A 24515-nucleotide genomic window follows, 5' to 3' on the forward strand; every position below is an offset into this window, starting at 1 on the left:
GTCCAGCCATGCACGCTTCTGCAATCCGAATTGGCATCAACCCGATTTCCTGGAGCAACGACGACCTTCCGGCCCTGGGCGGCGAAACCCCACTGAGCACCGCCTTGAGCGAGGGCCGGGAGATAGGTTACGAAGGCTTCGAACTCAACGGCAAGTTCCCCAAGGACGCCAAGGGTGTTGCCGATGTGCTCAAGCCCTATGACCTGGCGCTGGTATCAGGCTGGTACTCCAGCCGCCTGGCCAGCCGCTCGGTGGCCGAAGAGATCGAAGCCATCGCCGGCCACGTCGAGCTGCTCAAGCACAACGGCGCGGGGGTGCTGGTCTACGGTGAGGTGGCCGACTCGATCCAGGGCCAGCGCATTCGTCTGGTGGAGCGTCCGCGCTTTCACAGTGACGCGGCGTGGCAGCAATACGCGGACAAACTCACGGAGCTTGCGCGTTTCACCTTGTCACAAGGCGTGCGCCTGGCGTATCACCACCACATGGGCGCCTATGTCGAATCCCCTGAAGACATCGACAAGCTGATGGCGCTGACCGGCAGTGAAGTGGGCCTGCTGTTCGATTCGGGCCATTGCTACATGGGCGGTGGCGAGCCGCTTGCGGTGCTGCGCAAACACATCGACCGGGTGTGCCATGTGCACTTCAAGGACGTGCGCAAACCGGTGGTGCAACTGGCACGCAACAATTTGTGGAGCTTTCCGGATTGCATCGTCAATGGCACTTTTACAGTGCCGGGCGATGGCGACATCGATTTCGCAGCCCTGCTCGATGTGCTGATAAAGGCGCGCTACGAGGGCTGGCTGGTGGTCGAGGCCGAGCAGGATCCTGCGGTCGCACCCAGCTATGTCTATGCGAAGAAAGGCTACGACACCCTGCGCAGCCTGCTGGCCGCTGCGCAAAAACAAGGGAGTTTGTGAACATGAATCTTCTGGTCAAGAGCAAGGCTGAGGGGCGCGATGTGGTGGCCCTGGGTGAGGGCGTGCTGGAGTACGTCGGGTTTGCTGCCCATCGCCTGACAGTGGGCGAGCGTCTGCCGGTCAGCGCGGGCGACAAGGAGCTGTGCCTGGTGCTGCTCAGCGGGCGCGTCAGTGTCAGCGGCGAAGCGCCGGGGCAGGGCAGCTTCAACTGGGAAAACATCGGCGACCGACAATCGGTGTTCGAAGACAAATCGCCCTTCGCCGTATACTTGCCGCCCGGCAGCCAGGCGCAGGTGGTGGCCTTGAGCGCTGTGCAGATCGCGGTGTGCGCGGCGCCCGGCAATCCCGAAGGGGATCTGCCTGCACGCTTGATCAAGCCTGACACCATGAAGCGCAGCGTGCGCGGCAAGGCGGCCAACACCCGTTATGTGTGCGACATCCTGCCGGATTCGGAGCCTGCCCATTCGCTGCTGGTGGTGGAAGTGCGCACGCCGTCGGGTCATTCATCCAGCTACCCGCCGCACAAGCACGACAAGGACGACCTGCCTCACGAGAGTTTTCTGGAGGAGACCTACTACCACCAGATCAACCCGCCACAGGGCTTCATCTTCCAGCGCGTCTACACCGACGATCGCAGCATCGACCAGGCCATGGCCGTGGAAAACAACGACCTGGTCACGGTGCCCAAGGGCTACCACCCGGTCAGCGTGCCCTACGGCTACGAGTCTTATTACCTGAACGTGATGGCCGGCCCCAAACGCGCCTGGCAATTTCACAATGATCCGCAGCATCAATGGCTGCTGGATCTCTAAACCTGACACATACCCCGTAGCAGCCCGGCCGGGCGGCGTTCCGCTTGCCGGCGGGAGCGGTGGATCAGCAACATCATGGTCGCCTGACACACCGCACCCGCCGGCAAGCCGTGCTGCTACGTAAGTGCACTCTTCAAGGAGCCCCGCAATGAGCAACGCCCCGATCATCGGCCACTGCATCAACGGCCAGGAACAGGACGCCAGCGAGCGATTCAGCGATGTGTTCAACCCCGCCACCGGCGAGGTCCAGGCCCGGGTGGCGCTGGCCGAACTTGCAACCGTCGACCAGGCGGTAGCCGCCGCCAAGGCCGCGTTCCCCGCCTGGGCTGACCAGTCGTCCCTGCGTCGCGCACGGGTGATGTTCAAGTTCAAGGAACTGCTCGACCAGCACCACGACGAATTGGCCGAAATCATCTGCCGGGAACACGGCAAGGTGTTTTCCGATGCCAAGGGCGAAGTGGTGCGCGGCATCGAGATCGTCGAGTTCGCCTGTGGCGCGCCGAGCCTGTTGAAAAGCGATTTCAGCGACAACATCGGCGGCGGCATCGACAACTGGAACCTGCGCCAGCCCCTGGGCGTGTGCGCGGGCATCACCCCGTTCAACTTCCCGGTCATGGTGCCGCTGTGGATGATTCCCATGGCCCTGGTGACCGGCAACTGCTTCATCCTCAAGCCTTCGGAGCGCGACCCTTCGGCCAGCCTGTTGATGGCCCGCCTGCTCAAGCAGGCCGGGTTGCCGGACGGCGTGTTCAACGTGGTCCAGGGCGACAAGCTGGCGGTCGATGCGCTGCTTCAGCACAAGGATGTCGAGGCGATTTCCTTCGTGGGCTCAACGCCCATTGCCGAATACATCTACCAGCAAGGCACTGCCAACGGCAAACGGGTGCAGGCGCTGGGCGGCGCCAAGAACCACATGATCGTGATGCCCGATGCCGACCTGGACCAGGCCGCCGACGCCCTGATTGGCGCCGCCTACGGTTCGGCGGGCGAGCGCTGCATGGCGATTTCCATCGCCGTGGTGGTCGGCGATGTAGGCCAGAAGCTGATCGACAAACTGCTGCCGCGCATCGACTCGCTCAAGGTCGGCAACGGCATGAACAAGGATTCGGACATGGGCCCGCTGGTCACGGCGGTGCACAAGGCCAAGGTCGAGGGCTACATCGAACAGGGCGTGAAGGAAGGCGCGAAACTGATTGTGGATGGCCGCAACTTCAAGGTGCCGGGCGCCGAGAAGGGCTTCTTCGTGGGTGCGACGCTGTTCGATGACGTCACCCCTGAGATGACCATCTATAAAGAAGAGATTTTCGGGCCGGTGCTGGGCATCGTTCACGTGGCGGATTTCGCCGCAGCGGTGGAGCTGATCAACGCCCATGAGTTTGGCAACGGTGTGTCGTGCTTCACCAGTGACGGCGGCATCGCCCGCGCGTTCGCCCGCAGCATCAAGGTGGGTATGGTCGGGATCAATGTGCCGATTCCGGTGCCGATGGCCTGGCATTCGTTCGGCGGCTGGAAGCGCTCGCTGTTCGGCGATCACCACGCCTACGGTGAAGAGGGCTTGCGTTTCTACAGCCGCTACAAGAGCGTGATGCAGCGCTGGCCGGACAGCATCGCCAAGGGCGCGGAGTTCAGCATGCCGACGGCGAAGTAACGCATACGCCGAACTCTGTAGGAGCGCGCTTGCCCGCGACGACGCAGGTACATCCAACGCATATCTTGCGTTCGAACGATTGCCGTCGCGGGCAAGCGCGCTCCTACAGGGTGTTTCATGTACCTCCAATGTAAAATAACAAGGTGCAAGCATGACCACGACACGATTGACCATGGCCCAGGCCCTGGTGAAGTTTCTCGATAACCAGTACGTCGAAGTCGACGGCGTGCAGAGCAAATTCGTCGCCGGGGTGTTCACCATTTTCGGCCACGGCAACGTGCTGGGCCTGGGCCAGGCCCTCGAGCAGGACAGCGGCGAGCTGGTGGTGCATCAGGGCCGCAACGAACAGGGCATGTGCCACGCAGCAATGGGCTTTGCCAAGCAACACCTGCGCCGCAAGATCTACGCCTGCACCTCATCGGTGGGGCCGGGCGCGGCGAACATGATCACGGCGGCGGCCACTGCGTCGGCCAACCGCATCCCGCTGTTGCTGCTGCCGGGGGATGTGTACGCCAGCCGTCAGCCCGACCCGGTGCTGCAACAGATCGAGCAATTCCACGACCTGAGCATCAGCACCAACGACGCCTTCAAGGCCGTGAGCAAATACTGGGACCGCATCAACCGCCCCGAGCAGTTGATGAGCGCCGCGCTCAATGCCATGCGCGTGCTCACCGACCCCGCCGAAACCGGCGCAGTGACCCTGGCCCTGCCTCAGGATGTGCAGGGTGAGGCCTACGACTACCCCGATGCCTTCCTGCAAAAACGCGTGCACCGCATCGACCGTCGCCCGCCGACCCAGGCCATGGTCAAGGACGCCCTGGCGTTGCTCAAGGGCAAGCGCAAACCGCTGCTGATCTGCGGCGGGGGCGTTCGGTATTCCGGTGCGGCGGCGCAGTTGCAGGCCTTCGCCGAGCGTTTCGACATTCCCTTCAGCGAGACCCAGGCCGGCAAGAGCGCCATCGTCTCGGCCCATCCGCTGAACATGGGCGGGATCGGCGAAACCGGCTCGCTGGCCGCCAACACCCTGGCCCGCGAGGCGGATCTGATCATCGGAGTCGGTACCCGCTACAGCGACTTCACCACCGGTTCCAAGTCGCTGTTCCAGAACCCGGATGTGCAGTTTCTCAACCTCAACGTCGGCGCCTTCGACGTGCAAAAGCTCGATGGCGTGCAGGTGCTGGCCGACGCGCAACTGGCGTTGCAGGAGCTGGCGAACGGGCTGGGTGACTACCGCGCGCAATGGGGTGACGCACCTCGCCAGGCCCGTGCGGCGCTGGATGCCGAAGTCGATCGCCTGTACGCGGTGCAATACCAGACCAAGGATTTCGAACCGGAAGTGGCCGGGCACCTCGATCCGCAGGTACTCCGGGATTTCATCGAGATGACCGGCTCGTGCCTCACCCAAAGTCGCGTCCTGGGGGTGCTGAATAAACAATTGCCGGAAGATGCGGTGATCGTCGCCGCAGCGGGCAGCCTGCCTGGGGATCTGCAACGGGCATGGCGCAGCACCAGTGTCGACAGCTACCACGTCGAGTATGGCTATTCGTGCATGGGCTACGAGGTGAACGCGGCACTGGGGGCGAAGATGGCCGCGCCCGAGCGCGAGGTGTATGCGCTGGTCGGTGACGGCTCGTACATGATGCTGCACTCGGAACTGGCGACCTCGATTCAGGAACGGCGCAAGATCAACGTGGTGCTGCTGGACAACATGGCCTTCGGTTGCATCAACAACCTGCAGATGGGCAACGGCATGGGCAGTTTTGGCACCGAATTTCGATATCGCAACCCCGAAACGGGGCAGCTCGATGGCGACTTCGTGCCGGTGGATTTCGCCATGAGCGCGGCGGCCTATGGCTGCAAGACCTACAAGGTGAAAACCGTCGAGGAGCTTGAAGCGGCGCTGGCCGATGCACGCAGGCAGACGGTGTCGACGCTGATCGATATCAAGGTGCTGCCCAAGACCATGATCCACGGCTACCTGTCGTGGTGGCGCGTGGGTGTGGCCGAGGTGTCGACCAGTGGCAAGACCGCCGAGGCGTACGAACGGCAGAAAACGATGCTGGCCAAGGCCCGCAAGTATTGATTCACACGATACCTGTAGGAGCGCGCTTGCCCGCGACGGCGTTGTGTCATTGAAACAATATTTGCCTGACACACCGCCGTCGCGGGCAAGCGCGCTCCTACAAGTCAAGGAGAAAACCATGAAAATCGGACTCATCGGCTACGGCAAGGGCGGGCGCTTTTTTCACGCGCCGCTTCTGGCCAGCCTGCACGGCGCAACCTTCGCCGGCGTGGTGACGCGCTCCCCGGAGCGACGCCAGGAACTGCAACAGGACCATCCAAAAGTACCGGCTTTCGACAGCCTGGCCGATCTGATCGCCTCGGGCGTCGATGCCGTGGTGATTTCCACGCCGCTGGCCTCGCGTCGGGCGCTGATTCTGGAAGCCATCGAACTGGGCGTGCCGGTGGTCAGCGACAAACCCTTCGCCCCTGATGCAACGCATGCTCAGGAACTGGTAGACGCCGCCGAGCGTCGCGGCGTGCTGCTGGGGGTTTACCAGAACCGGCGCTGGGATTCGGATTTTCTCACCGTGCGCAAACTCATCGACCAGGGCGTGCTGGGGCAGATCATCCGGTTCGAATCCCGGGTCGAGCGCTACTCGCCGTCGTCGGTGGGCAAGGAATCGGGCGGCGGCATCTTGCGCGATCTGGGCAGCCATCTGGTGGACCAGGCGCTGCTGCTGTTCGGACCGGTGAAGCGGGTCTACGCCGAGCTCGAATTCGCCACGCCTGAACAAAAGGTCGATCACGGGTTTTTCGTGTCGCTGATTCATGCCAGTGGCGTGACCTCGCATTTATGGGGCAACTGCCTGCAAAACGCTCAAGGACCACGTTTTCGCGTCAACGGCGCTCAGGGCTGCTATACCGTTGAAGGCCTGGACGGTCAGGAGGCCGCCGCTCTGGCCGGGCAGTCTCCCAAGTCCGAGGGCGAGCGCTGGGGCGTCGAGGAACACCGACGCTGGGGCTGGTTCGAGCAGGGCGAACACCGCGAGCGAGTGCCCTCCGAACGAGGCTGCTGGACCGAATTCTATCGCCAGTTGCAGGAAGCGGTGATGAACCAGGGCAAGAACCCGGTGGACGCACGCGATGCAGTGGCTTCGGCCAAGGTGCTGGATGCCGCGCGGATCAGCGCCCAGGAAGGGCGGGTGGTCACTCTGTAAGAGGTGGTCACTCGTAGGAGCGCGCTTGCCCGCGACGGCGGTGTGTCAGACAAAGGTTGTTTCAATGACACTCCGCAGTCGCGGGCAAGCGCGCTCCTACAGGGGGGAATCGTGGAAAACGCTGTAGAAAAATGAAATAGAAATAAATTCTAAAATCAGTTGAAGTAGAAATTATTTTCCAATAAAGTCATTTCCAGGTTGCCGAATCTCGACGTCCACCCCTGTATCGGACCTTTCCTACACAGGGCTGGGCGGACGAAACAAAAAACAAGAACGCCAAAAAAGACAGGTACCGTCGATGAATATCCTCAAACGCGCCGTTCAGGCCTGCAGGACCGTATCACGCTCTCTTGTTGCTTCCCGCGCTGTCTCTGCCCTCAAGCCATCCCTTGCCGCCGCGCTCGACAAAACCCTCGAAACCGCCGCCCGCGTGCTCTGTGTGCAAAGCCACGGGGTGATGGTCTGCGGCTCGTCGGCGGCGTCGGTGGCGCACTTCTGCAATCCACATTTTTCAAGCTCCAGCGGCACAGTCTGAACATCCGCAGTCGTTAGCCAATTCACTACAACAACAAGAATTTGGAGAAAGACCGTTCATGAACACCAAAGCCCGTTTTACCTCCCTGGCACTGGCCCTGATGCTCGGCAGCGGCGCAACCCTGGCAGCCGACCTGAAAATCGGCGTGGCCATGTCGCAGTTCGATGACACCTACCTGACCTACATGCGCGAAGACATGGGCAAGAAGGCCAAGGACATGGGCGGCGTCGACCTGCAATTCGTCGATGGCCGCAACGATGTGAACAAGCAACTCGACCAGGTGCAGGAGCTGATCGGCAAGAAAGTCGATGCACTGATCGTCAACCCGGTCGACACAGCCGCCACCGGTCGCATCACCAAGGCGGCCACCGCTGCCGGGATCCCGCTGGTCTACGTCAACCGTCGCCCGGATGATCCCAAGCTGCCGGCGGGCGTCGCCTCGGTCACCTCCGATGACAAGGAAGCGGGCCGCATGCAGATGGAATACCTGGCCAAGAAGATGGACGGCAAGGGCACCGTGGTGATCTTGCTGGGTGAACTGTCCAACAACTCGACCCGCGACCGTACCGAAGGGGTCAAGGAAGTCCTGAAGAAATACCCCGGCATCAAGATCGCCGAGGAACAGGAAGGGGCGTGGGGCCGGCAGAAAGGCATGGACATCACCAACAACTGGCTGACCCAGGGCCGCGATTTCAGCGCAGTGGTTTCCAACAATGACGAGATGGCCATCGGCGCCGCCATGGCCTTGAAACAGGCCGGCAAAAAGCAGGGCGATGTGCTGGTCGCAGGCGTCGATGGCACGCCCGACGGGCTGAGCGCGGTGAAGAAAGGCGATCTTACGGTCTCGGTGTTCCAGGACGCCAAGGGGCAGGGCGAAGGCTCCATCGACGCCGCAGTGAAACTGGCGAAAAAGGAATCGTTGCCTGAACAGGCGATCGTGATTCCGTTCAAGCTCATCACTCCGGAAAACGTCAGCACCTTCTAATAACGTTCACATCACGACAACTGACAGGGTCCGGTGGCTGAAGCCTCCGCCGCCCATGTCAGGTGAGGAGCCTGTGACCATGTTCGCTTCCGCTACTGCGACCCCTGTCCAACCCGAGCTTGCCGGCACTGGCGCCGAACACCCTTATCTTCTGGAAATCACCAACATCAGCAAGGGTTTTCCCGGTGTGGTGGCGCTGGACAACGTGGAACTGCGCGTGCGGCCCGGCAGTGTGTTGGCCCTGATGGGCGAGAACGGCGCAGGCAAGTCCACCCTGATGAAAATCATCGCCGGGATCTACCAGCCCGACACCGGCGAAATCCGCCTGCGCGGCAAGCCGGTGGTGTTCGAGACGCCGCTTGCGGCACTGCAATCGGGCATCGCGATGATTCACCAGGAACTCAACCTGATGCCGCACATGAGCATCGCCGAGAACATCTGGATCGGCCGCGAACAGCTAAACGGGCTGCACATGGTCGATCACCGCGCCATGCACCGTTGCACCCAGGACCTGCTGGACCGGCTGCGCATCAAACTTGACCCCGAAGAACACGTCGGCAACCTGAGCATCGCCGAACGGCAGATGGTCGAGATCGCCAAGGCGGTGTCCTACGACTCCGACGTGCTGATCATGGACGAACCCACCTCGGCCATCACCGAGAAGGAAGTGGCCCACCTGTTTTCGATCATTGCCGACCTGCGTGCCCAGGGTAAGGGCATCATCTACATCACCCACAAGATGAACGAAGTGTTCGCCATCGCCGATGAAGTGGCGGTGTTTCGTGACGGCGCCTACATCGGCCTGCAGCGCGCCGACAGCATGGACGGCGACAGCCTGATCTCGATGATGGTCGGCCGTGAACTGACACAGTTGTTCCCGGAACGGGAAAAACCGGTGGGCGATTTGCTGCTCTCGGTGCGCGACCTGGCGCTGGACGGTGTTTTCGAGGGCGTTTCCTTCGACCTTCACGCCGGCGAAGTGCTGGGCATCGCAGGGCTGATGGGGTCCGGGCGGACCAACGTCGCCGAAACCATCTTTGGCATCACGCCCTGCAGCCGAGGGGAGATTGTGCTCGACGGTGCTCCGATCAAGGTCACCGATCCGCATTTCGCCATCGAGAAGGGCTTTGCCCTGCTGACCGAGGACCGCAAGCTCAGCGGGCTGTTTCCTTGTCTGTCGGTGCTGGAAAACATGGAGATGGCGGTCCTGCCTCATTACGTGGGCAACGGCTTCGTGCATCAGAAGGCCCTGCGCGCCCTGTGCGAGGACATGTGCAAGAAGCTGCGGGTCAAGACGCCGTCGCTTGAGCAGTGCATCGACACCCTCTCGGGCGGCAACCAGCAGAAGGCCCTGATCGCCCGCTGGCTGATGACCAACCCGCGCATATTGATTCTCGACGAGCCGACACGCGGCATCGACGTCGGCGCCAAGGCCGAGATCTACCGGCTGATTTCCATGCTCGCCAGCGAAGGCATGGCGGTGATCATGATTTCTTCGGAACTGCCGGAAGTGCTGGGCATGAGCGACCGGGTCATGGTCATGCACGAAGGCGAAATGATGGGCACCCTGGATCGCGCCGAGGCAACTCAGGAGCGGGTCATGCATCTGGCGTCGGGCCATTCGGTCCATTGACGGCGGTTTGCCAAAGGCCCGTCTCGGGTCAGAACAAGAACAAGAGGCAGCTATGAAGATGAACGCGATACTGGACAACAAACCGGCGCTGGCCCCGAACAAGCACAAGCGCCGCCTGCCGACCGAACTGAGCATCTTTCTGGTGCTGATCGGCATCGGCCTGATTTTCGAGCTGTTTGGCTGGATCGTGCGCGACCAGAGCTTTCTGCTCAACTCCCAGCGCCTGGTGCTGATGATCCTGCAGGTCTCGATCATCGGTCTTCTGGCCATCGGCGTGACGCAGGTCATCATCACCACCGGCATCGACCTTTCGTCCGGCTCGGTGCTTGCGTTATCGGCGATGATCGCTGCCAGTCTCGCGCAATCGTCGGATTACACCCGGGCGGTATTTCCTTCGTTGACCGATTTGCCGGTCTGGGCGCCGGTCATCGCGGGCCTTGGGGTCGGGCTGCTGGCGGGTGCGATCAATGGCAGCATCATCGCCATCACCGGCATCCCGCCCTTCATCGCCACCCTGGGCATGATGGTGTCGGCCCGTGGCCTGGCGCGCTTCTACACCGGCGGCCAGCCTGTGAGCATGCTTAACGATTCCTACACGGCCATCGGCCAGGGCGCGATGCCGGTGCTGATCTTTCTGGTGGTCGCGGTGATCTTCCACATCGCCCTGCGCTACACCAAGTACGGCAAGTACACCTACGCCATCGGCGGCAACATGCAGGCGGCACGCACGTCGGGGATCAACGTCAAGCGCCACCTGGTGATCGTCTACAGCATCGCGGGCCTGCTGGCCGGGCTTGCCGGTGTGGTGGCCTCGGCGCGGGCTGCGACGGGGCAGGCGGGGATGGGCGTTTCCTACGAACTGGATGCCATTGCGGCGGCGGTGATCGGCGGCACCAGCCTTGCGGGCGGCGTCGGCCGGATCACCGGTACCGTGATCGGCGCGCTGATTCTCGGGGTGATGGCCAGCGGATTTACCTTCGTAGGCGTCGATGCCTATGTACAAGACATCATCAAAGGGTTGATTATTGTGGTGGCGGTGGTCATCGACCAGTACCGCAACAAACGCAAGCTCAAACGCTGATGTCTTGATGCCAGCTGTTTGATCAACGTTGAAAAGGGCCCGGAGAGGGGCCCTTTTCGTTTTTCTGCCGGTTTGAACCGAACGGCCGATGGCCTGTCAGACAGCGTCCATACGCATTTGCACTGCACTGTAGGAGCGCGCTTGCCCGCGACCGCGTTATGTCAGGCGGTGCAGTGGTGTCGGTCATGACGTCTTCGCGGGCAAGCGCGCTCCTACAGGCGATACGCGTACCTGCTGGAGTGAGCGTGTCACGGCAGACACAGGTTGAAACACCGGTTTGGCTCAACGCCACCGGGGTTTTGGGGGGTTGTTGGGCGATTCTTGTTCAATTATGTTGCCGAGTACGAAACCCGGCCTTAGACTGCCGCCCCTCGTAAATTGAGTGCCAGGTGGCGCTTGGAGACCATGGCGCTTTTACGATGACGCAGAGGCGCTTCACTAAATCGCCTTAATGCACGTTTTTTTATAGAGAAATCAATGACCAAGGACAAGTTGCTGGCGATGCCGGCCGATGACTACATGAACGCGGAGCAACACGCCTTCTTCATCGAGCTGCTGCAAGCCATGAAAGTGGAAATCCACGAGCGTATCGAGCAGAGCCGTATCGCGATCGAAAGCCTGGATACCCCGGCTGACCCCGCCGACGCCGCTTCCGTCGAAGAAGAGCGCCACTGGCTGGTCAACGTGATCGACCGCGACCAGCGCATGCTGCCCCAGCTGGAAATGGCGCTGACCCGTATCGCCGAAGACACCTTCGGCTGGTGCGATGACAGCGGTGAGCCTATCGGCCTCAAGCGCCTGCTCATCAGCCCGACGACCAAATACTGCATCGAAGCGCAAGAGCGCCACGAGCAGATCGATCGCCACCAGCGTCAGGCCTGATCGCCGTTCCTGACCGCCAGGCCATGGCGCAGGAACCCGTCGCCCGAGGCATTAGCCTCGGGCGATTTTCGTTGTGGGTAATATTTAATTATTGTTCTGTTGATTTAATTCTGTTTAAGTTTTCTGAATATTTTAGGAAATCTGCTGCCTGCTTGTAAGACGAAAGTGCGGGCGGTTTTTTATTGTCTGATTTTTAAGTGGGAAGTTTCTGAAGTCATATTTACCCCATTGACGCTGTCGTGGGGGTGAGCATTCTGTGAGGTATATGTCCGGATATGTAAATAACTGTTCCGGATTGTGTCGACACTTACAGGAGTTTGAATATGACGATGCTTCGCTGTTTCAAGGGATCGACGTCCACGCCCGCCTCGCTGGGCGTCACAGTGCGCATTGGTGTGTTCTTCGACGGCACGGGGAACAACCGAATCAACAGCCAGATCGGCGCGGACTGCCAGGCCATGGCGGGCGTGTACCACAATGCCCATATCAAGGAATGCGGGGGGCGGCATTCCGATCCCGCCAGCAGTTACAGTAACGATTTCACCAATATTGCCCGGCTGGCCGATCTTTACCGCCAACAGTTCGTGGCCACTAACGACGGTAATGGATTGCGGGTGACTCAGCCGATTTATATCAGTGGCGTGGGGACTACATCAGGCGGGCGCGATTCAATACCGGGGCAGGGGTTCGGACGAGGTCATACTGGCGTAGTTGCCAAAGTCTGCAAGTGCGTGGAAAAACTCAAGAGCGTTCTGCATACCTTTGGCAGGCATAACCCCGGCTGTGTCATCGCCGCGCTGGAACTTGATGTGTTCGGGTTCAGTCGCGGCGCTGCATCGGCCCGGCATTTCGCCAATGAGGTGCTCAAGCAGGAGCGGGGTGCATTAGGCCCGGTGCTCGATGGTCAGAAGTTGCCGCTGGCTGCCGACTTCAATTGGCGTAACGGCAGCGTGCGGCTGAAGGTGATCGGCCTGTTCGACACGGTTGCTGCCGTGGGAGGCATTTCCGACCTGGGAAGCGTGGGCGATGACGTCAATAGACGGGTCAACCTGTTCCTGCCGCCGGGTTGCGCACAGCAGGTGATCCATCTGGTGGCGGCTGACGAGCATCGACGCAATTTCTCGCTCAACAGCGTGGCGCCCGGTTGGCTGCGGGAGATTGTGCTGCCCGGCTCACACTCGGACATCGGTGGCGGCTATCACCCGTACATGGTCGAGAAAGTGGCGCTGACCCGGCCCCGCCGCAGCCTGGTCGGCATCCAGACGCCCTACGACGCGACCCCGGCCTGGCAGCAGACCCACCAGGAAATGGACACGCTGGATGTGCAGCGCTGGATCGACCCGCGAGACGACACTGCCCGCATCACGGTGGATTGCGTGGAGCGGGGGCGCAAGAAAGGCCAGGGTCTGAAAAGTGTCATCGCCAGTGTCATGCTTGAGCGCGGGGTATTCGGGCACCTGTCGCGGGTCTATCTGCGTGTCATGCACGGGCTGGCGTGTGACGAGGGCGTGCCGTTCATGCCGGTGCCGGACCTGCCGGATCTCGCGTTGCCACCTGAGTTGCGGGGTGTTGCGGGCAAGCTGCTGGCGCGCGCCCGGGGCGAAGAGCAGCCACTGACCGCGGCAGAAATGCAGATGTTGTACCGGCGGTATATCCACTGTTCCGCCCATTGGAACAGCACCTTGACCAGCAGTAACTCGCTGATCGACGGTTTGTTCGTCCATGCTCCGGCGAAAGAGGGACGCTCACGCTTCCCCAATCTGGGCCAGCCGGGCTACCCCTATTGACGGTGGCGGCCTCCAGGGGCCGCCACCTTTTCAGCGGCCTGCTGCTACTTTGCCGGATGCAGCAGTTCGTTGAGTTCGTCCACCACCGGTGCCCATTCGGCATCGGTCAGCAGTTCCTCTTTGAGAAAGCGCGCCTGCTGGGGCGTCCAGAACTCGGCGTCGACCAGTTTCACATCGTCGCCGAGCCGGTGCTGGCTGACAAAGGCGTCGATGCTGGCCTGATCCGACTCAAGCCCCAATTGTTCGAACAGTGTCGCAAGCGTCGGTGTGGTGAGTTCCATGTTGTTTCCCTCTGGGAAGTGGACGGTGATTGACCTTGTGATGCATGTGAGTGCAGAGCGGCCCCAAGAGTTTCCAGACAATAGCGTTATCGATTCAGCCATCGCCGAAGCGCTTTTCGGCTTCAATTGGACACAGGCCAATGGCCATATTCGTGTACAAAACAGTAAACAATGCGGACGAAAGGCATATATCCCGTATAGACTCTAAGCCGGTAGAATCCAGTTTTTTGCCAGCGTCCGGCATCCGCGGCGCACCGTTTTCTTGTCTTTTCCTTGCCTGGCCCTGCGGTCGGGCAAGTTCATATCAGGTTGGGAGTTTGTACATTGGCAGTAAGTAATCTGGATACCCACGCGTTATTCGTGCTTGGTGATTTGCGCGCGAAGTTGGTGAAGCTGTTCCAGGCGCGTTTCGTCTATGTCATCGAACAGTCCCCCGAAGGCATCTACATGTCTGAAATCGACACCGAATCCGCACTGGTGGTCGATGACAAGCCGCGTCTGGAGCTCAAGGTCGGCGATCATTTTCGCGCCGCCGTATTGCCCAGCCGCGAAGGTGGCAAGTTCGAACTCAAGTTCCGCGACATCAAGATGACGATCTACGGCCTGGGCGAATACGCCTTTGTCGAGGTGCCTGAAGGCCAGGGTATCGTGTTCAAGGAATCCCACACGGTGTTCATGGTGTTCGCTGCCCACGAACAGATCCAGTTGGGCCTTGGCAAAGTGCTCAAGGCCGCGACCGCCAAGGCTGCCAAGTGGCGCAAGGGCGAACTGGTGTTCAAGGCCAGCGAGTGATTCGCCGGCCCTGTGTTGCCTGCTTCTAGAAACGAGTCTGTATCGCCAGCTCGAATGTGCGGGGCTCACCCAGGTAGTAGGCCGGTGATACATGGGCGAAGCGCGCGTAGACCTCGTCGGTCAGGTTGCGCACTCGACCGGTGATCGATGTGTGCTGGTCCAGCTTGAAGGTCAGAAAACTGCCGTACAGCGTGTACGACGGCACCCTTTGCGTATTGGCATTGTCGGCATACACCGACGCCACGTAGCGGGCGTCCACCCCTGCTTGCCAGGCCGGCGTGAAGTCATAGGTCAGCCACAGATTGCCGACGCGGTCAGGTACGTTGGTCGGTGTGTTGCCCTTGCGCGAGACCACGATGCCCGCCGAATTCTTTTCACTGAATTCATCGTATTGCGCATCCACCCAGGCGACGTTGCCCTCCAGCAGCAAGTCGGGGGTGATGCGCAAGGCACTCGCCAGCTCGATCCCCTTCGATGACTGCTGGCCCACCGGAACCGTGTTGGTGGGGTCCTGCGGGTCGGTGATGGCGAAGTCCTTGCGCTCGATGGTGTAGGCGGCAACGGTGGCCGAACCCCGGCCTTGCAGGTAGTCGAACTTGCTGCCGATCTCCCACTGCTTGCCGGTCGAGACGTCGAAGTTCTGCGTGCCGCTTGGCTGCTCGGCGGCGGTGCTGTATTGCACGTAGACGTTGGCGTTGGGCAGGAACTGCCAGGTCAGGCCCGCGCGGCCGGTCACCGGCTGCCAGTCGCGGCGCAGGTGGCGGGGATTGCTGGCGGTGACGACGCGATGGTTGGTCACGTCCAGGTCGATGTCGTCGTAGCGCAGCCCGGTCACCAGCGACCACTGCTCGCTCAGCGCCAGATGGTTTTCCACGAACAGCGCCTTGGTGGTCACCTCATTGGTCTTGTCCTTGACGAAGCCTTGGCGGGTGCCGGGCAGTGCGTAGAAATGCCCTGGGTCGAAATGATCCGGATCCACCGTGTTGTTCGCCGGCACGTTCCACGGGTTGTTGGTGGTCGAGTTGACCTTGTACTCGAAGCCACCCGCCCAGGTAGTGGCCATCCCCAGCAGGCTGCTGTCGTGGCGCAATTCGAACTGGTTGCCCTGCTGCCAGCCCTGATGGCGCACCAGATAAGCAGTGGAGCGGTTGATGGCGCTGTTGCTCGCGTTGTACTGGTAGGTTTCCAGGTTGCGGTAGTCGCGCTGGCTGTCCAGGCGATACAGTGTGTTGCGCAGGCTGGTGGCGTCGTCCAGGCGGTAGTCGATGATCGAGCGCACCCAGCGCGTGCGCTGCTCATACAGGCCATCCTCGACGTTGTAGTTGCGAAAGCGGTTGTGCTTGTCGATCTTGAGCTCGCCCGCCTTGGGGTTGAGCACCGGGGTGCCCCAGTAGGGGCTGTCTTCGTGCTCGTCCTGATATTCCAGGGCCAGGGTGTGGGAAAGGTCCGGGGTGATGTCGCTCAACAGGGAAAACGCCGCGCTCCACGCGTCGTTCTCCTGACGATCGATATAGCCGTTGCTGCTGGTATGGCTCACGTCCAGCCGGGCGTAGTGCTGTACGTCTGCGGTGGGGTCGCTCAGGCGGTGGTTGACGCCAAAGGCGGTTTGCGTGGTGTCGAAGCTGCCGTAGCTGACCCGGCCTTCGGCGGCCTGATCTTCCCGGTTTGCCAGCTTGGTGACGTAGTTCAACGAGCCACCCACCGATCCTGCGCCATTCATCAGTGACGACGGACCGCCGAGCACTTCGACGCGATCATAGATCCAGCTGTTGACCGGCCGCGCCAGACCGGTGGCGACGTTGATGCCGTTGAACATCTGCGTGACTTGGCTGCTGGTGAAGCCCCGATAGGAAATGAACCCGCCAAAGCCCGGCGGGGCGCTGGCGTTGACGCCGGGCAAGGTGTTGGCGACGTCCTGAAAGTTCTGTGCACCTCGGCGCTCGATGTCTGCCCGGTTGGCGACGGCAATCGAGGCGGGCGTCTGGCGCAGGCTCAAGCCCAGGCGGGTGGCGCTGGCGGCCTGTTGTTCCAGGTCCAGGCCTTGGGTGGGTTGTTCATCGCCATTGACCGTGATCGGGGCCAGGTCGAGGGCGGTTTGTGCGTGGGCGAAAGCGGGCAGGCTGCCGATCAGGCCGGCGAGCAGGGGGATGCGTTTCATGGTGAAAACCTGAAATGAGGTCGAGCGCAAAACCGTTTTTCAGCACTGTTGCCGCCTATCCCGTAGCAGCACGGCTTGCCGGCGGGGGCGGTGTGTCAGTGACGCATTCATTGCCTGACACACCGTTCCCGCTGGCAAGCCATGCTGCTACGGGATCGAAGTCGCTCTGCCAGGCACGGGCTGGCCGCAGACAACAGCATCTGAAAAACAGGTCAGTGAGTTTTCGAAGTCAGATCAGGGCGAACGGCGGGGCGCGGGGGTTGGCCGTGGGCCAATGCAAAGCGGCGGGGATATCGTAGGAGGCGACGACGGCAGGTGGCGGGCTGTGCTGTTCCGGCAGGATCGCCAGGGTCAGGCTGGAGTTGAGCGCCGGGCCCATGCCGCCGGTGGAGCACAGGGGGCAGCCGAAGGCGGCGGACAGGGTGGGCAGCTTCTGCTCGCCTGGCTTGAATTGATCGACCGCGGTGAGCGCACGGCCATCGGTGGAGCAGAATTCGCCGCCAATGCCGTTGAGTTGCATGCCGACCATCTGGCCGTGACCGATGCTGCAGGCGAACACGTTGAACAGGACGCAGCAATAGAGCATCCATGCAATCAGGTGTCGGTCGGATCGGGCCAGTTTCATGGGCGGCAAAGGTATCAGAATTGGGGCGACGAGCGGGGTGCGGCAAAATGGCGCGGGGGTACGCCTGGCCTCACTTGCCCTCGTGCCGCCCCTCGCTGACCTCTGGCGGCACGTCGTCATCGCCTGCCATGCGCTTGCGGAACAACCCGGTGCGAGCCAGCAACAGCGTCGTCACGGGCACGGTGATCGCCAGCAGGATCGGGATCAGCCAGGCGTGCAGCACCGGCCCCTGCTTGAGCGCGGAAAAGTAGATGATCGAGGCCAGGGCGACGCACCACGCACCGAGGGTCGAGGCCAGGGCCGGTGGGTGCATGCGCTGGAAGAAGTCCTTCATGCGCAGCAGCCCCATCGCGCCGGTCAGGGCGAACAAGCCGCTCAAGACCAGCAAAACCGCGGTCAGGGTCTCAACCCACACCGGCAACTCCTGTAACGCATTCATTCGATCACCTCGCCACGCAGCAGGAACTTGGCCAGGGCGAAGGATCCGACAAAGCCGAACAGCGCGATCAGCAGCGCCGCCTCGAAATAGGTGTCGCTGGCGTAGCGAATACCCAGCACCAGCATCATCAGCATCGCCAGCAGGTACAGGTAGTCCAGCGCCAGAACCCGGTCCTGGGCCGACGGGCCTTTGAACAGGCGGATCAGGGTCATGACCATGGCGACGGTGAACAGCCCCAGGGTGAGCAGGATCGCGTTGGTGAGCAGCGGGCTCATTGGAAAATCTCCATCAGCGGGCGTTCATAGGTGCGCTTGAAATGCTCGATGAAGCGCACCTCGTCGTCCAGGTCGAACACGTGCATCAGCAGCACGCTGCGATCCAGGGCCAGCTCCGACCACACGGTGCCCGGCACCACGGTGCAGATCATCGACAGCGCCGCCAGGCCATGGGCGTCATGCAAATCCAGCGGCACCTTGACGAACGCCGAGCGCGGCGGATGCCGGCGAGCGCGCCAGACTTGCAGCGCCACTTGAACGTTGGATACCAGCACATCGCGGCCCACCGCAAAGAACAGCCTGAACGCCACGCCCGGCCTGCGGATGCGTGCAGGCAACGGGCGCAGCGGCGCGAACATGATTGGTGCAAGCAACCCCAGCAGCGCGCCGAACAGCAGGTTTCCGGCGCTCAGGGACAGGTTCAGCAGCAGCCACAATGCCCACAGCGACAGCGACAACAACGGCGCAGGGAACAGGCGCTTCATGGCTGCACCTCTGCCAGGTCAGTCGGGCTGGGAACGGGTTTGGCGGCCATCACCGACAGGATGTATTGCTGCGGATCGTGCAGCGCCTGTGCCGTGTCCTGGGTGTAGCGCAGCAGCGCCTGAGCCTTGAAGGTGAGGGCGATGCACAGCCCCAGCAGCAGGACGATGGGAATGCACTCATAACGGCGCAGCAGCGGGGACGGGCGCTCCTGTGGTGTCCAGAAGCGCTTGATACCGACCCGCACGAAAGCGAACAGCGAAGCCAGCCCCGAAACGATCAGCAGCGCCACCAGCGTCCAGCTGTCGGCGCGGATGGCTTCGTCCTTGGCCACGTCCAGGCCCAGCGGGTTGAGCAGGGCGCTGATCAGCGTGAGCTTGCCGAGAAAGCCCGACAGCGGCGGCATGCCGATGATCAGCAAGGCGCAGATGATGAAACTCAGGCCCAGGAACGCCATGGTCCAGGGAATCACCTGGCCGACCACCGCTTTCTGTTCATCGTCCAGGTTGGTGCCCGGCACCGGGTGCAAGGCTTCCAGCGGCTTGGGCAACTGATCGGCGTCGTCTTCCAGCGGGATTTCATTGGCCGAGCGCGAGCGCTCCACCAGTTCGGCCAGCAGGAACAATGCGCTCAAGGCCAGCGTGGAGCTGACCAGGTAGAACAGCGCGCCGGAGGTCAGACTCGGCTGGCCGAAGCCGATGGACGACAGCAGAATCCCCGCCGACACCAGAATGCACAGGCTGGCCATGCGCTCCAGACGCTGGGCGGCGACGATGGAAATGGCCGCCACCGCCAGCGTCGCCATGCCGCCCCAGATCATCCAGTCACCGCCGAAGAATGCCGAGTCACCGGCCTGGCCCGAGAACAGCAGCGTCCACAGGCGCAGCAGGGTGTAGGCACCGACCTTGGTCATCAGGGCGAAGATCGCGGCCACCGGCGCGCTGGCGGCCGAGTAGGCCGGCACCAGCCAGAAGTTCAGCGGCCACATGCCCGCCTTGGCCAGGAACGCCACCGCCAGGATCGCCGCGCCTGCATGCAACAGGCCGATGTCGGCTTCGGATACCTGTGGGATCTTGACCGCCAGATCCGCCAGATTCAGGGTGCCGGTGACGCCGTAGATCAGCGCAGCGCCAATCAGGAACAGCGAAGAAGCCAGCAGATTGATGGTGATGTAATGCAGGCCCGCCGAGACCCGCGCCCGCCCCGAGCCATGCAGCATCAGGCCATAGGACGCCGCCAGCAGCACCTCGAAGAACACGAACAGGTTGAACAGATCGGCCGTGAGGAAGGCGCCGTACAAGCCCATCAGTTGAATCTGGAACAGGGCGTGGAAGCTCGCACCGGCCCGGTCCCAGCGCGCCAGGGCGAACAGCAGGGCGCAGAAGGCGACGATACCGGTCAACACCAGCATCATCGCCGACAGGTGATCGACCACCAGCACGATGCCGAACGGCGATGACCAGTTGCCGGGCAGGTAGACGCCGATGGAGCCGGTGGTGCCGGTCTTCTGCACCCACATCATCAGGGTGATGGCGATCCCCAGGCCCAGCGCCGTGGACAGCAGGTTGATCCGCGCCTTCAACGGGCGATGGCGTTCACCCAGCCACAGCATCAGCGCGGCGGTCAGCACCGGCAGCAGGATCGGCGCGACGATCAGTTGGTTCATCAGACTCATTCACTGCTCTCCCGGCCGTCCACATGGTCGTTGCCAGTCAGGCCACGGGAGGCCAGCAGCACCACCAGGAACAGCGCGGTCATGGCGAAACTGATGACAATTGCAGTCAGCACCAGCGCCTGGGGCAAGGGGTCTGTGTAGTTGAGCAGGTCCTGCGGCACGCCGTCCTTGATGATCGGCTCCTTGCCGATGAACAGGCTGCCCATGCTGAAGATGAACAGGTTGACGCCGTAGGACAGCAGGCACAGGCCCATGACCACCTGGAAGGTCCGTGGGCGCAGGATCAGCCACACGCCGGAGGCTGCGAGCACGCCGATGGCAATGGCGATGACTTCTTCCATCACAAGGCTCCTTGGGTAGGGGTGGCCGAGGCCGGCTGGATCGGCTGCGGCAGCGACGTCGGACGATGGCTGCGCACCGACTGGTGAGCCAGGGCGGTCAGGATCAGCAGCGTCGAACCCACCACCACGGCGTACACGCCGATGTCGAAAAACAGCGCGCTGGCCAGGTGCACGTCACCGAGCAGTGGCAGATGCAGGTGCGCGGTGTGGGTGGTCATGAACGGATAGCCCAGCGCCATCGACCCCAGCCCCGTCGCCAGGGCGAAGAACAGGCCGGCGCCCATCCAGCGCAGGGGGCGCAGGCTCATGTGCGCCTCGACCCACTGGGTGCCGGCGACCATGTACTGCAGAATGAACGCCACCGACATCACCAGCCCGGCGACGAAACCGCCGCCGGGCTGGTTGTGGCCGCGCATGAACAGGTACATCGAGACCACGAAGGCCACCGGCAGCAGCAGACGCACCAGCACCGCTGGCACCATCATGAAGCCCAGCGCGGTGTCGGTGGCGTGGCGCGGGTTGACCAGATCGGTCACCACATCACGCGCCAGCAAGCGTTGCTGGGCGGGTAGGGCGATGCTTTCTTTGGGTGGGCGGAAACGGCGCAGCAGGGCGAACACGGTCAGGGCGACCACCGCCAGCACGGTGATTTCGCCGAAGGTGTCGAAGCCGCGGAAGTCCACCAGCATGACGTTGACCGCGTTGGTTCCGCCGCCCTGGCTCAGGGCACGGCCCAGGTAGAACTCGGAGATGGTGTTGGGCGTCGGGCGGGTCAGCATCGCATAGGACAGCAGCGCCATGCCGCCACCGACCGCCACGGACAGGATAAAGTCCCGTACCCGACGGGCCTTGGCGCGGTTGCGCGACCGGGACGGCGGGGCGACGTTTTCGTTACGCCGTGGCAGCCAGCGCAGGCCCAGCAGGATCAGCACGGTGGTCACCACTTCTACCGCCAGTTGGGTCAGGGCCAGGTCCGGCGCGGAGAACCAGACAAAGGTCACGCAGGTCATCAGGCCGCAGACGCCGACCATGGTGACGGCCGCAAGACGGTGATACTTGGCCTGCCACGCGGCACCGACGGCGCAGGCAATCGCGATCAGCCAGAGCATGACGAAGACCCCGGAGCCGGCGATCTTCGGCCGGTCGCCCCAAGTCAGGCCGCTCTCGTACATCGGCACGAAACCCACCACCAGCGAGACAAACACCATCAGGAACAACTGCGCCTGCAAGCGGCGCGTGGTCAGCAGGCCTTCAAGCTTGCGCGCGACGATCAGCTTGGTCACCAGCACCCGTTCGAACAGGCGCTTGCCGTTGAGGCGCCAGATCAACGGCGGCCCGACGAAGCGGTCATGCTTGAAAGAGCCGCGCAGCAGCAGGTACAGGAGGATGCCCGCGCCCATGGCGACCAGGCTCATGATCATTGGCGCATTCAAACCGTGCCAGATGGCCAGGCTGTACTCGGGCAAGGTCCCGCCTACTACAGGCTGTGCGGCAGCGGCCAGCAACGGACCGACCGATTGTGCCGGGAAAATCCCGACGATCAGGCAGGCCAGCACCAGCAGTTCGACCGGTACCCGCATCCAGCGTGGCGGCTCGTGGGGCGTGTGGGGCAGGTCGGTGGCTTTGGGGCCGAAGAACACATCCACCGTGAAGCGCAGCGAATAGGCAACGCTGAACGTCCCGGCCACCGTGGCGATCACCGGCAGCGCCATCTCGACCCAGGCCGTTGAGGTGATGAACACGGTTTCGGCGAAGAACATCTCTTTAGACAGAAAACCGTTGAGCAGGGGCACGCCGGCCATGGCGGCGCTGGCGACCATGGCCAGGGTGGCCGTGTACGGCATCAGCTTGACCAGGCCGCTGAGCTTGCGGATGTCGCGGGTGCCGCTTTCATGGTCGATGATGCCCGCCGCCATGAACAGCGAGGCTTTGAAGGTGGCGTGGTTGAGAATGTGGAACACCGCAGCGACGGCGGCCAGCGGGCTGTTCAGGCCCAGCAGCAGGGTGATCAGGCCCAGGTGGCTGATGGTGGAATAGGCCAGCAGGCCCTTCAGATCCGTCTGGAAAATCGCCGAATAGGCGCCGATCACCAGGGTGCAGGCCCCCGCGCCGCTGACGATCCAGAACCACTGTTCGCTGCCCGACAAGGCCGGCCACAGGCGCGCCAGCAGAAACACCCCGGCCTTGACCATGGTCGCCGAGTGCAGATAGGCCGACACCGGCGTCGGTGCGGCCATGGCGTGGGGCAGCCAGAAATGGAAGGGGAACTGCGCGCTTTTGCTCAGGGCGCCGATCAGGATCAGCGTCAACAAAACCGGGTACAGGGCATGGGCGCGGATCGCGTCACCTGCGGCCAGCACCCGGTCCAGATCGTAGCTGCCGACCACATGCCCCAGCAGCATGACGCCCACCAGCAAGGCCAGCCCGCCCGCGCCGGTGACCATCAACGCCATGTAGGCGCCGCGCCGGGCGTCTGCGCGATGGTGCCAGTAACCGATCAGCAGGAAGGAGAAAACGCTGGTCAGCTCCCAGAAGAACACGATCTGGATCAGGTTCCCGGACATCACCAGGCCCAGCATCGCCCCCATGAACGCCAGAAAGAACGAGAAAAACCGCGGCACCGGATCGTTCGGTGACATGTAGTAACGGGCGTACAGCGACACCAGTGTGCCGATCCCCAGGACCAGCATCGAGAACAGCCAGGCAAAGCCGTCCAGGCGCAACACGAAGTTGAGTCCCAAGCTCGGGACCCAGAAATATTCTTCGCGAATGACCCCGCCATGGGCGATCTGGGGGTACCAGAGAGCAACCTGCACCGCGCCGATCAGAGCGATCACGCCTGCAAGAAAAGATTCGGTGTTGCGCGCGTTGTGCGGCAAAAGGGCCGCCAGACAACTGCCGATGAAAGGCAGAAGAAGTAGAACTATCAGGGACATAGGCTTCTAATCTGCGAATGAATGTCAAGGATCATACGTGCCGGGTCGTGGATCACCAACCGCCAAGATGTCGCAGAATCCTACAAAGTCTGTAGGCAGCAGCGTAGTTGATACGTTTCCAAATACGATTTCAGAGTGATTTCGGCATGGCTTGTGTATGTGGCGAGGGGCATGGCTTGTTGGCGTCGGCGATCTCAAGGACGCCGTCGCGGGCAAGCGCGCTCCTACAGGTGTGAACATTGACCCGTAGCAGTCCGGCTTGCCGCCGGGGGCGATCTCAAGGGCGCTCCCGCCGGCAAGCCGTGCTGCTACGGGTCGGTGGTGTGTTTTAGATCTTGATTTTGATCTTCTTACGCGGTGGTTCAGACACCGCCGAACGCGACGTAAAGGCGCCAGGCCGAGCGCAGGCGTCGTGTAGGGGGATGAGCGGCAGGAAGCCGCGAAAGCCGTGCGGGCCATGGATGGCCCATCATGGCGTGCCCCCGGAACGGCGCCGGAGTCGAGGGAAGTCCGAAGGACCCCAGCCAGGAGCAAATGGTTTGCCTACTTTCCCGAAAGAAAGTAGGTCGCCCGTAAGGGGCGAAACCCTAAAGCCCAGCCACCGCGACAACGGATAAGCCCCCAATTCAAAAGTCACCCGCGACGCGGAGCGTCACAAGCGCCGTTAACAGATGATCAGATCTACCCGCCTACCACCATTTAAGCGACAATGCCCACCAGTTTCCGGAGTGCCCCATGTCTGATTCCCTCGAAAGCCTTGCCGTCGACGCCGTCCTCGACGCCACCGGCCTCAATTGCCCTGAGCCGGTGATGATGCTGCACCAGAAAGTCCGCGACCTGCCGGCCGGCGGCCTGCTCAAAGTCATCGCCACCGACCCGTCCACCCAGCGCGACATCCCCAAGTTCTGCGTGTTTCTCGACCACGAACTGGTCGACAAACAGATTGGCGACGGCGTCTTTCTGTACTGGATTCGCAAGAAACAGGCCTGACCCGGCCCGGCTTGTGTCT

Annotated in this window: 22 protein-coding genes; 13 read left to right on the top strand and 9 right to left on the bottom strand. The window is 62.2% G+C overall.

From position 1 onward, the window contains the following. Positions 1 to 8: 8 nt before the first annotated feature. The 11 genes from iolE (at position 9) to ACIPOO_RS21065 (ending at position 13501) form a co-directional block, all read left to right on the top strand. Entirely contained in the window at positions 9 to 917 is a 909-nt protein-coding gene (iolE, locus tag ACIPOO_RS21015) for a myo-inosose-2 dehydratase (RefSeq protein ID WP_400609552.1), read from the top strand. A gap of 2 nt (positions 918 to 919) precedes the next feature. After that, entirely contained in the window at positions 920 to 1729 is an 810-nt protein-coding gene (gene iolB, locus ACIPOO_RS21020) for a 5-deoxy-glucuronate isomerase (RefSeq protein ID WP_400609554.1), read from the top strand. Positions 1730 to 1877: 148 nt separating this feature from the next. After that, positions 1878 to 3377, top strand: coding sequence for a CoA-acylating methylmalonate-semialdehyde dehydrogenase (locus ACIPOO_RS21025; protein WP_400609556.1), 1500 nt, complete (start codon positions 1878 to 1880; stop codon positions 3375 to 3377). 151 nt (positions 3378 to 3528) lie between these two features. After that, positions 3529 to 5460 carry a 3D-(3,5/4)-trihydroxycyclohexane-1,2-dione acylhydrolase (decyclizing) gene (gene iolD, locus ACIPOO_RS21030; protein WP_400609558.1) on the top strand — a complete coding sequence of 644 codons (1932 nt, stop codon included), beginning with the start codon at positions 3529 to 3531 and terminating at the stop codon, positions 5458 to 5460. 118 nt (positions 5461 to 5578) lie between these two features. Then, on the top strand, positions 5579 to 6598 hold the full coding sequence (locus tag ACIPOO_RS21035; protein ID WP_400609560.1) for a Gfo/Idh/MocA family protein: 1020 nt from the start codon (positions 5579 to 5581) through the stop codon (positions 6596 to 6598). Between the two features lie 298 nt (positions 6599 to 6896). Continuing rightward, positions 6897 to 7133 (top strand): hypothetical protein, encoded by a 237-nt coding sequence (locus ACIPOO_RS21040; RefSeq protein ID WP_400609562.1) that lies wholly within the window; start codon positions 6897 to 6899, stop codon positions 7131 to 7133. A 58-nt stretch (positions 7134 to 7191) separates the two neighbouring features. Further along, positions 7192 to 8118, top strand: a complete 927-nt coding sequence (locus ACIPOO_RS21045) for a sugar ABC transporter substrate-binding protein (RefSeq protein WP_400609564.1) — start codon at positions 7192 to 7194, stop codon at positions 8116 to 8118. A gap of 79 nt (positions 8119 to 8197) precedes the next feature. Continuing rightward, positions 8198 to 9751, top strand: coding sequence for a sugar ABC transporter ATP-binding protein (locus tag ACIPOO_RS21050; RefSeq protein WP_400609566.1), 1554 nt, complete (start codon positions 8198 to 8200; stop codon positions 9749 to 9751). A 58-nt stretch (positions 9752 to 9809) separates the two neighbouring features. Continuing rightward, complete coding sequence (locus tag ACIPOO_RS21055; protein WP_274133589.1) at positions 9810 to 10832, top strand: ABC transporter permease; 1023 nt, start codon at positions 9810 to 9812, stop codon at positions 10830 to 10832. 477 nt (positions 10833 to 11309) lie between these two features. Continuing rightward, positions 11310 to 11714 (top strand): TraR/DksA C4-type zinc finger protein, encoded by a 405-nt coding sequence (locus ACIPOO_RS21060; RefSeq protein WP_274133547.1) that lies wholly within the window; start codon positions 11310 to 11312, stop codon positions 11712 to 11714. 323 nt (positions 11715 to 12037) lie between these two features. Next, the gene (locus ACIPOO_RS21065; protein ID WP_274133546.1) at positions 12038 to 13501 is read left to right on the top strand and encodes a DUF2235 domain-containing protein; all 1464 of its coding nucleotides are present in this window, start codon (positions 12038 to 12040) and stop codon (positions 13499 to 13501) included. A 44-nt stretch (positions 13502 to 13545) separates the two neighbouring features. On the opposite strand, the gene ACIPOO_RS21070 is transcribed toward ACIPOO_RS21065, so the two are convergent. Beyond that, a complete protein-coding gene (locus tag ACIPOO_RS21070) occupies positions 13546 to 13782 on the bottom strand; it encodes a DUF2789 domain-containing protein (RefSeq protein ID WP_274133545.1) in 237 nt (78 codons plus the stop codon). A 324-nt stretch (positions 13783 to 14106) separates the two neighbouring features. On the opposite strand from ACIPOO_RS21070, the gene ACIPOO_RS21075 reads away from it, so the two are divergent. After that, positions 14107 to 14574, top strand: a complete 468-nt coding sequence (locus ACIPOO_RS21075) for a hypothetical protein (RefSeq protein WP_400609569.1) — start codon at positions 14107 to 14109, stop codon at positions 14572 to 14574. A 25-nt stretch (positions 14575 to 14599) separates the two neighbouring features. On the opposite strand, the gene ACIPOO_RS21080 is transcribed toward ACIPOO_RS21075, so the two are convergent. From ACIPOO_RS21080 to ACIPOO_RS21115, 8 genes are all read right to left on the bottom strand, one after another. Continuing rightward, a complete protein-coding gene (locus ACIPOO_RS21080) occupies positions 14600 to 16732 on the bottom strand; it encodes a TonB-dependent receptor (RefSeq protein WP_400609571.1) in 2133 nt (710 codons plus the stop codon). A 229-nt stretch (positions 16733 to 16961) separates the two neighbouring features. Next, positions 16962 to 17357, bottom strand: a complete 396-nt coding sequence (locus tag ACIPOO_RS21085) for a DUF2946 domain-containing protein (protein WP_274133542.1) — start codon at positions 17355 to 17357, stop codon at positions 16962 to 16964. A gap of 70 nt (positions 17358 to 17427) precedes the next feature. Then, entirely contained in the window at positions 17428 to 17796 is a 369-nt protein-coding gene (locus tag ACIPOO_RS21090; protein ID WP_274133541.1) for a Na+/H+ antiporter subunit G, read from the bottom strand. Beyond that, positions 17793 to 18071: a K+/H+ antiporter subunit F gene (locus tag ACIPOO_RS21095; RefSeq protein ID WP_274133540.1), complete on the bottom strand. Its 279-nt coding sequence runs from the start codon at positions 18069 to 18071 to the stop codon at positions 17793 to 17795. Before ACIPOO_RS21095 ends, ACIPOO_RS21090 begins: the two co-directional genes overlap by 4 nt. Further along, positions 18068 to 18556 (bottom strand): Na+/H+ antiporter subunit E, encoded by a 489-nt coding sequence (locus ACIPOO_RS21100; protein ID WP_274133539.1) that lies wholly within the window; start codon positions 18554 to 18556, stop codon positions 18068 to 18070. Before ACIPOO_RS21100 ends, ACIPOO_RS21095 begins: the two co-directional genes overlap by 4 nt. After that, complete coding sequence (locus ACIPOO_RS21105) at positions 18553 to 20229, bottom strand: monovalent cation/H+ antiporter subunit D (protein WP_400609574.1); 1677 nt, start codon at positions 20227 to 20229, stop codon at positions 18553 to 18555. The genes ACIPOO_RS21100 and ACIPOO_RS21105 overlap by 4 nt, the downstream gene beginning before the upstream one ends. Continuing rightward, positions 20226 to 20570, bottom strand: a complete 345-nt coding sequence (locus tag ACIPOO_RS21110) for a Na+/H+ antiporter subunit C (protein ID WP_081568723.1) — start codon at positions 20568 to 20570, stop codon at positions 20226 to 20228. The genes ACIPOO_RS21105 and ACIPOO_RS21110 overlap by 4 nt, the downstream gene beginning before the upstream one ends. Next, positions 20570 to 23506, bottom strand: coding sequence for a monovalent cation/H+ antiporter subunit A (locus ACIPOO_RS21115; protein ID WP_400609576.1), 2937 nt, complete (start codon positions 23504 to 23506; stop codon positions 20570 to 20572). The genes ACIPOO_RS21110 and ACIPOO_RS21115 overlap by 1 nt, the downstream gene beginning before the upstream one ends. 735 nt (positions 23507 to 24241) lie before the next feature. On the opposite strand from ACIPOO_RS21115, the gene tusA reads away from it, so the two are divergent. Then, positions 24242 to 24496, top strand: coding sequence for a sulfurtransferase TusA (gene tusA / locus ACIPOO_RS21120; protein ID WP_274133536.1), 255 nt, complete (start codon positions 24242 to 24244; stop codon positions 24494 to 24496). Positions 24497 to 24515: the final 19 nt, after the last annotated feature.

Origin of the sequence: Pseudomonas sp. NPDC090201 (genome assembly GCF_044746825.1) — a bacterium.
GTDB classification, from domain to species: domain Bacteria; phylum Pseudomonadota; class Gammaproteobacteria; order Pseudomonadales; family Pseudomonadaceae; genus Aquipseudomonas; species Aquipseudomonas putida_AD.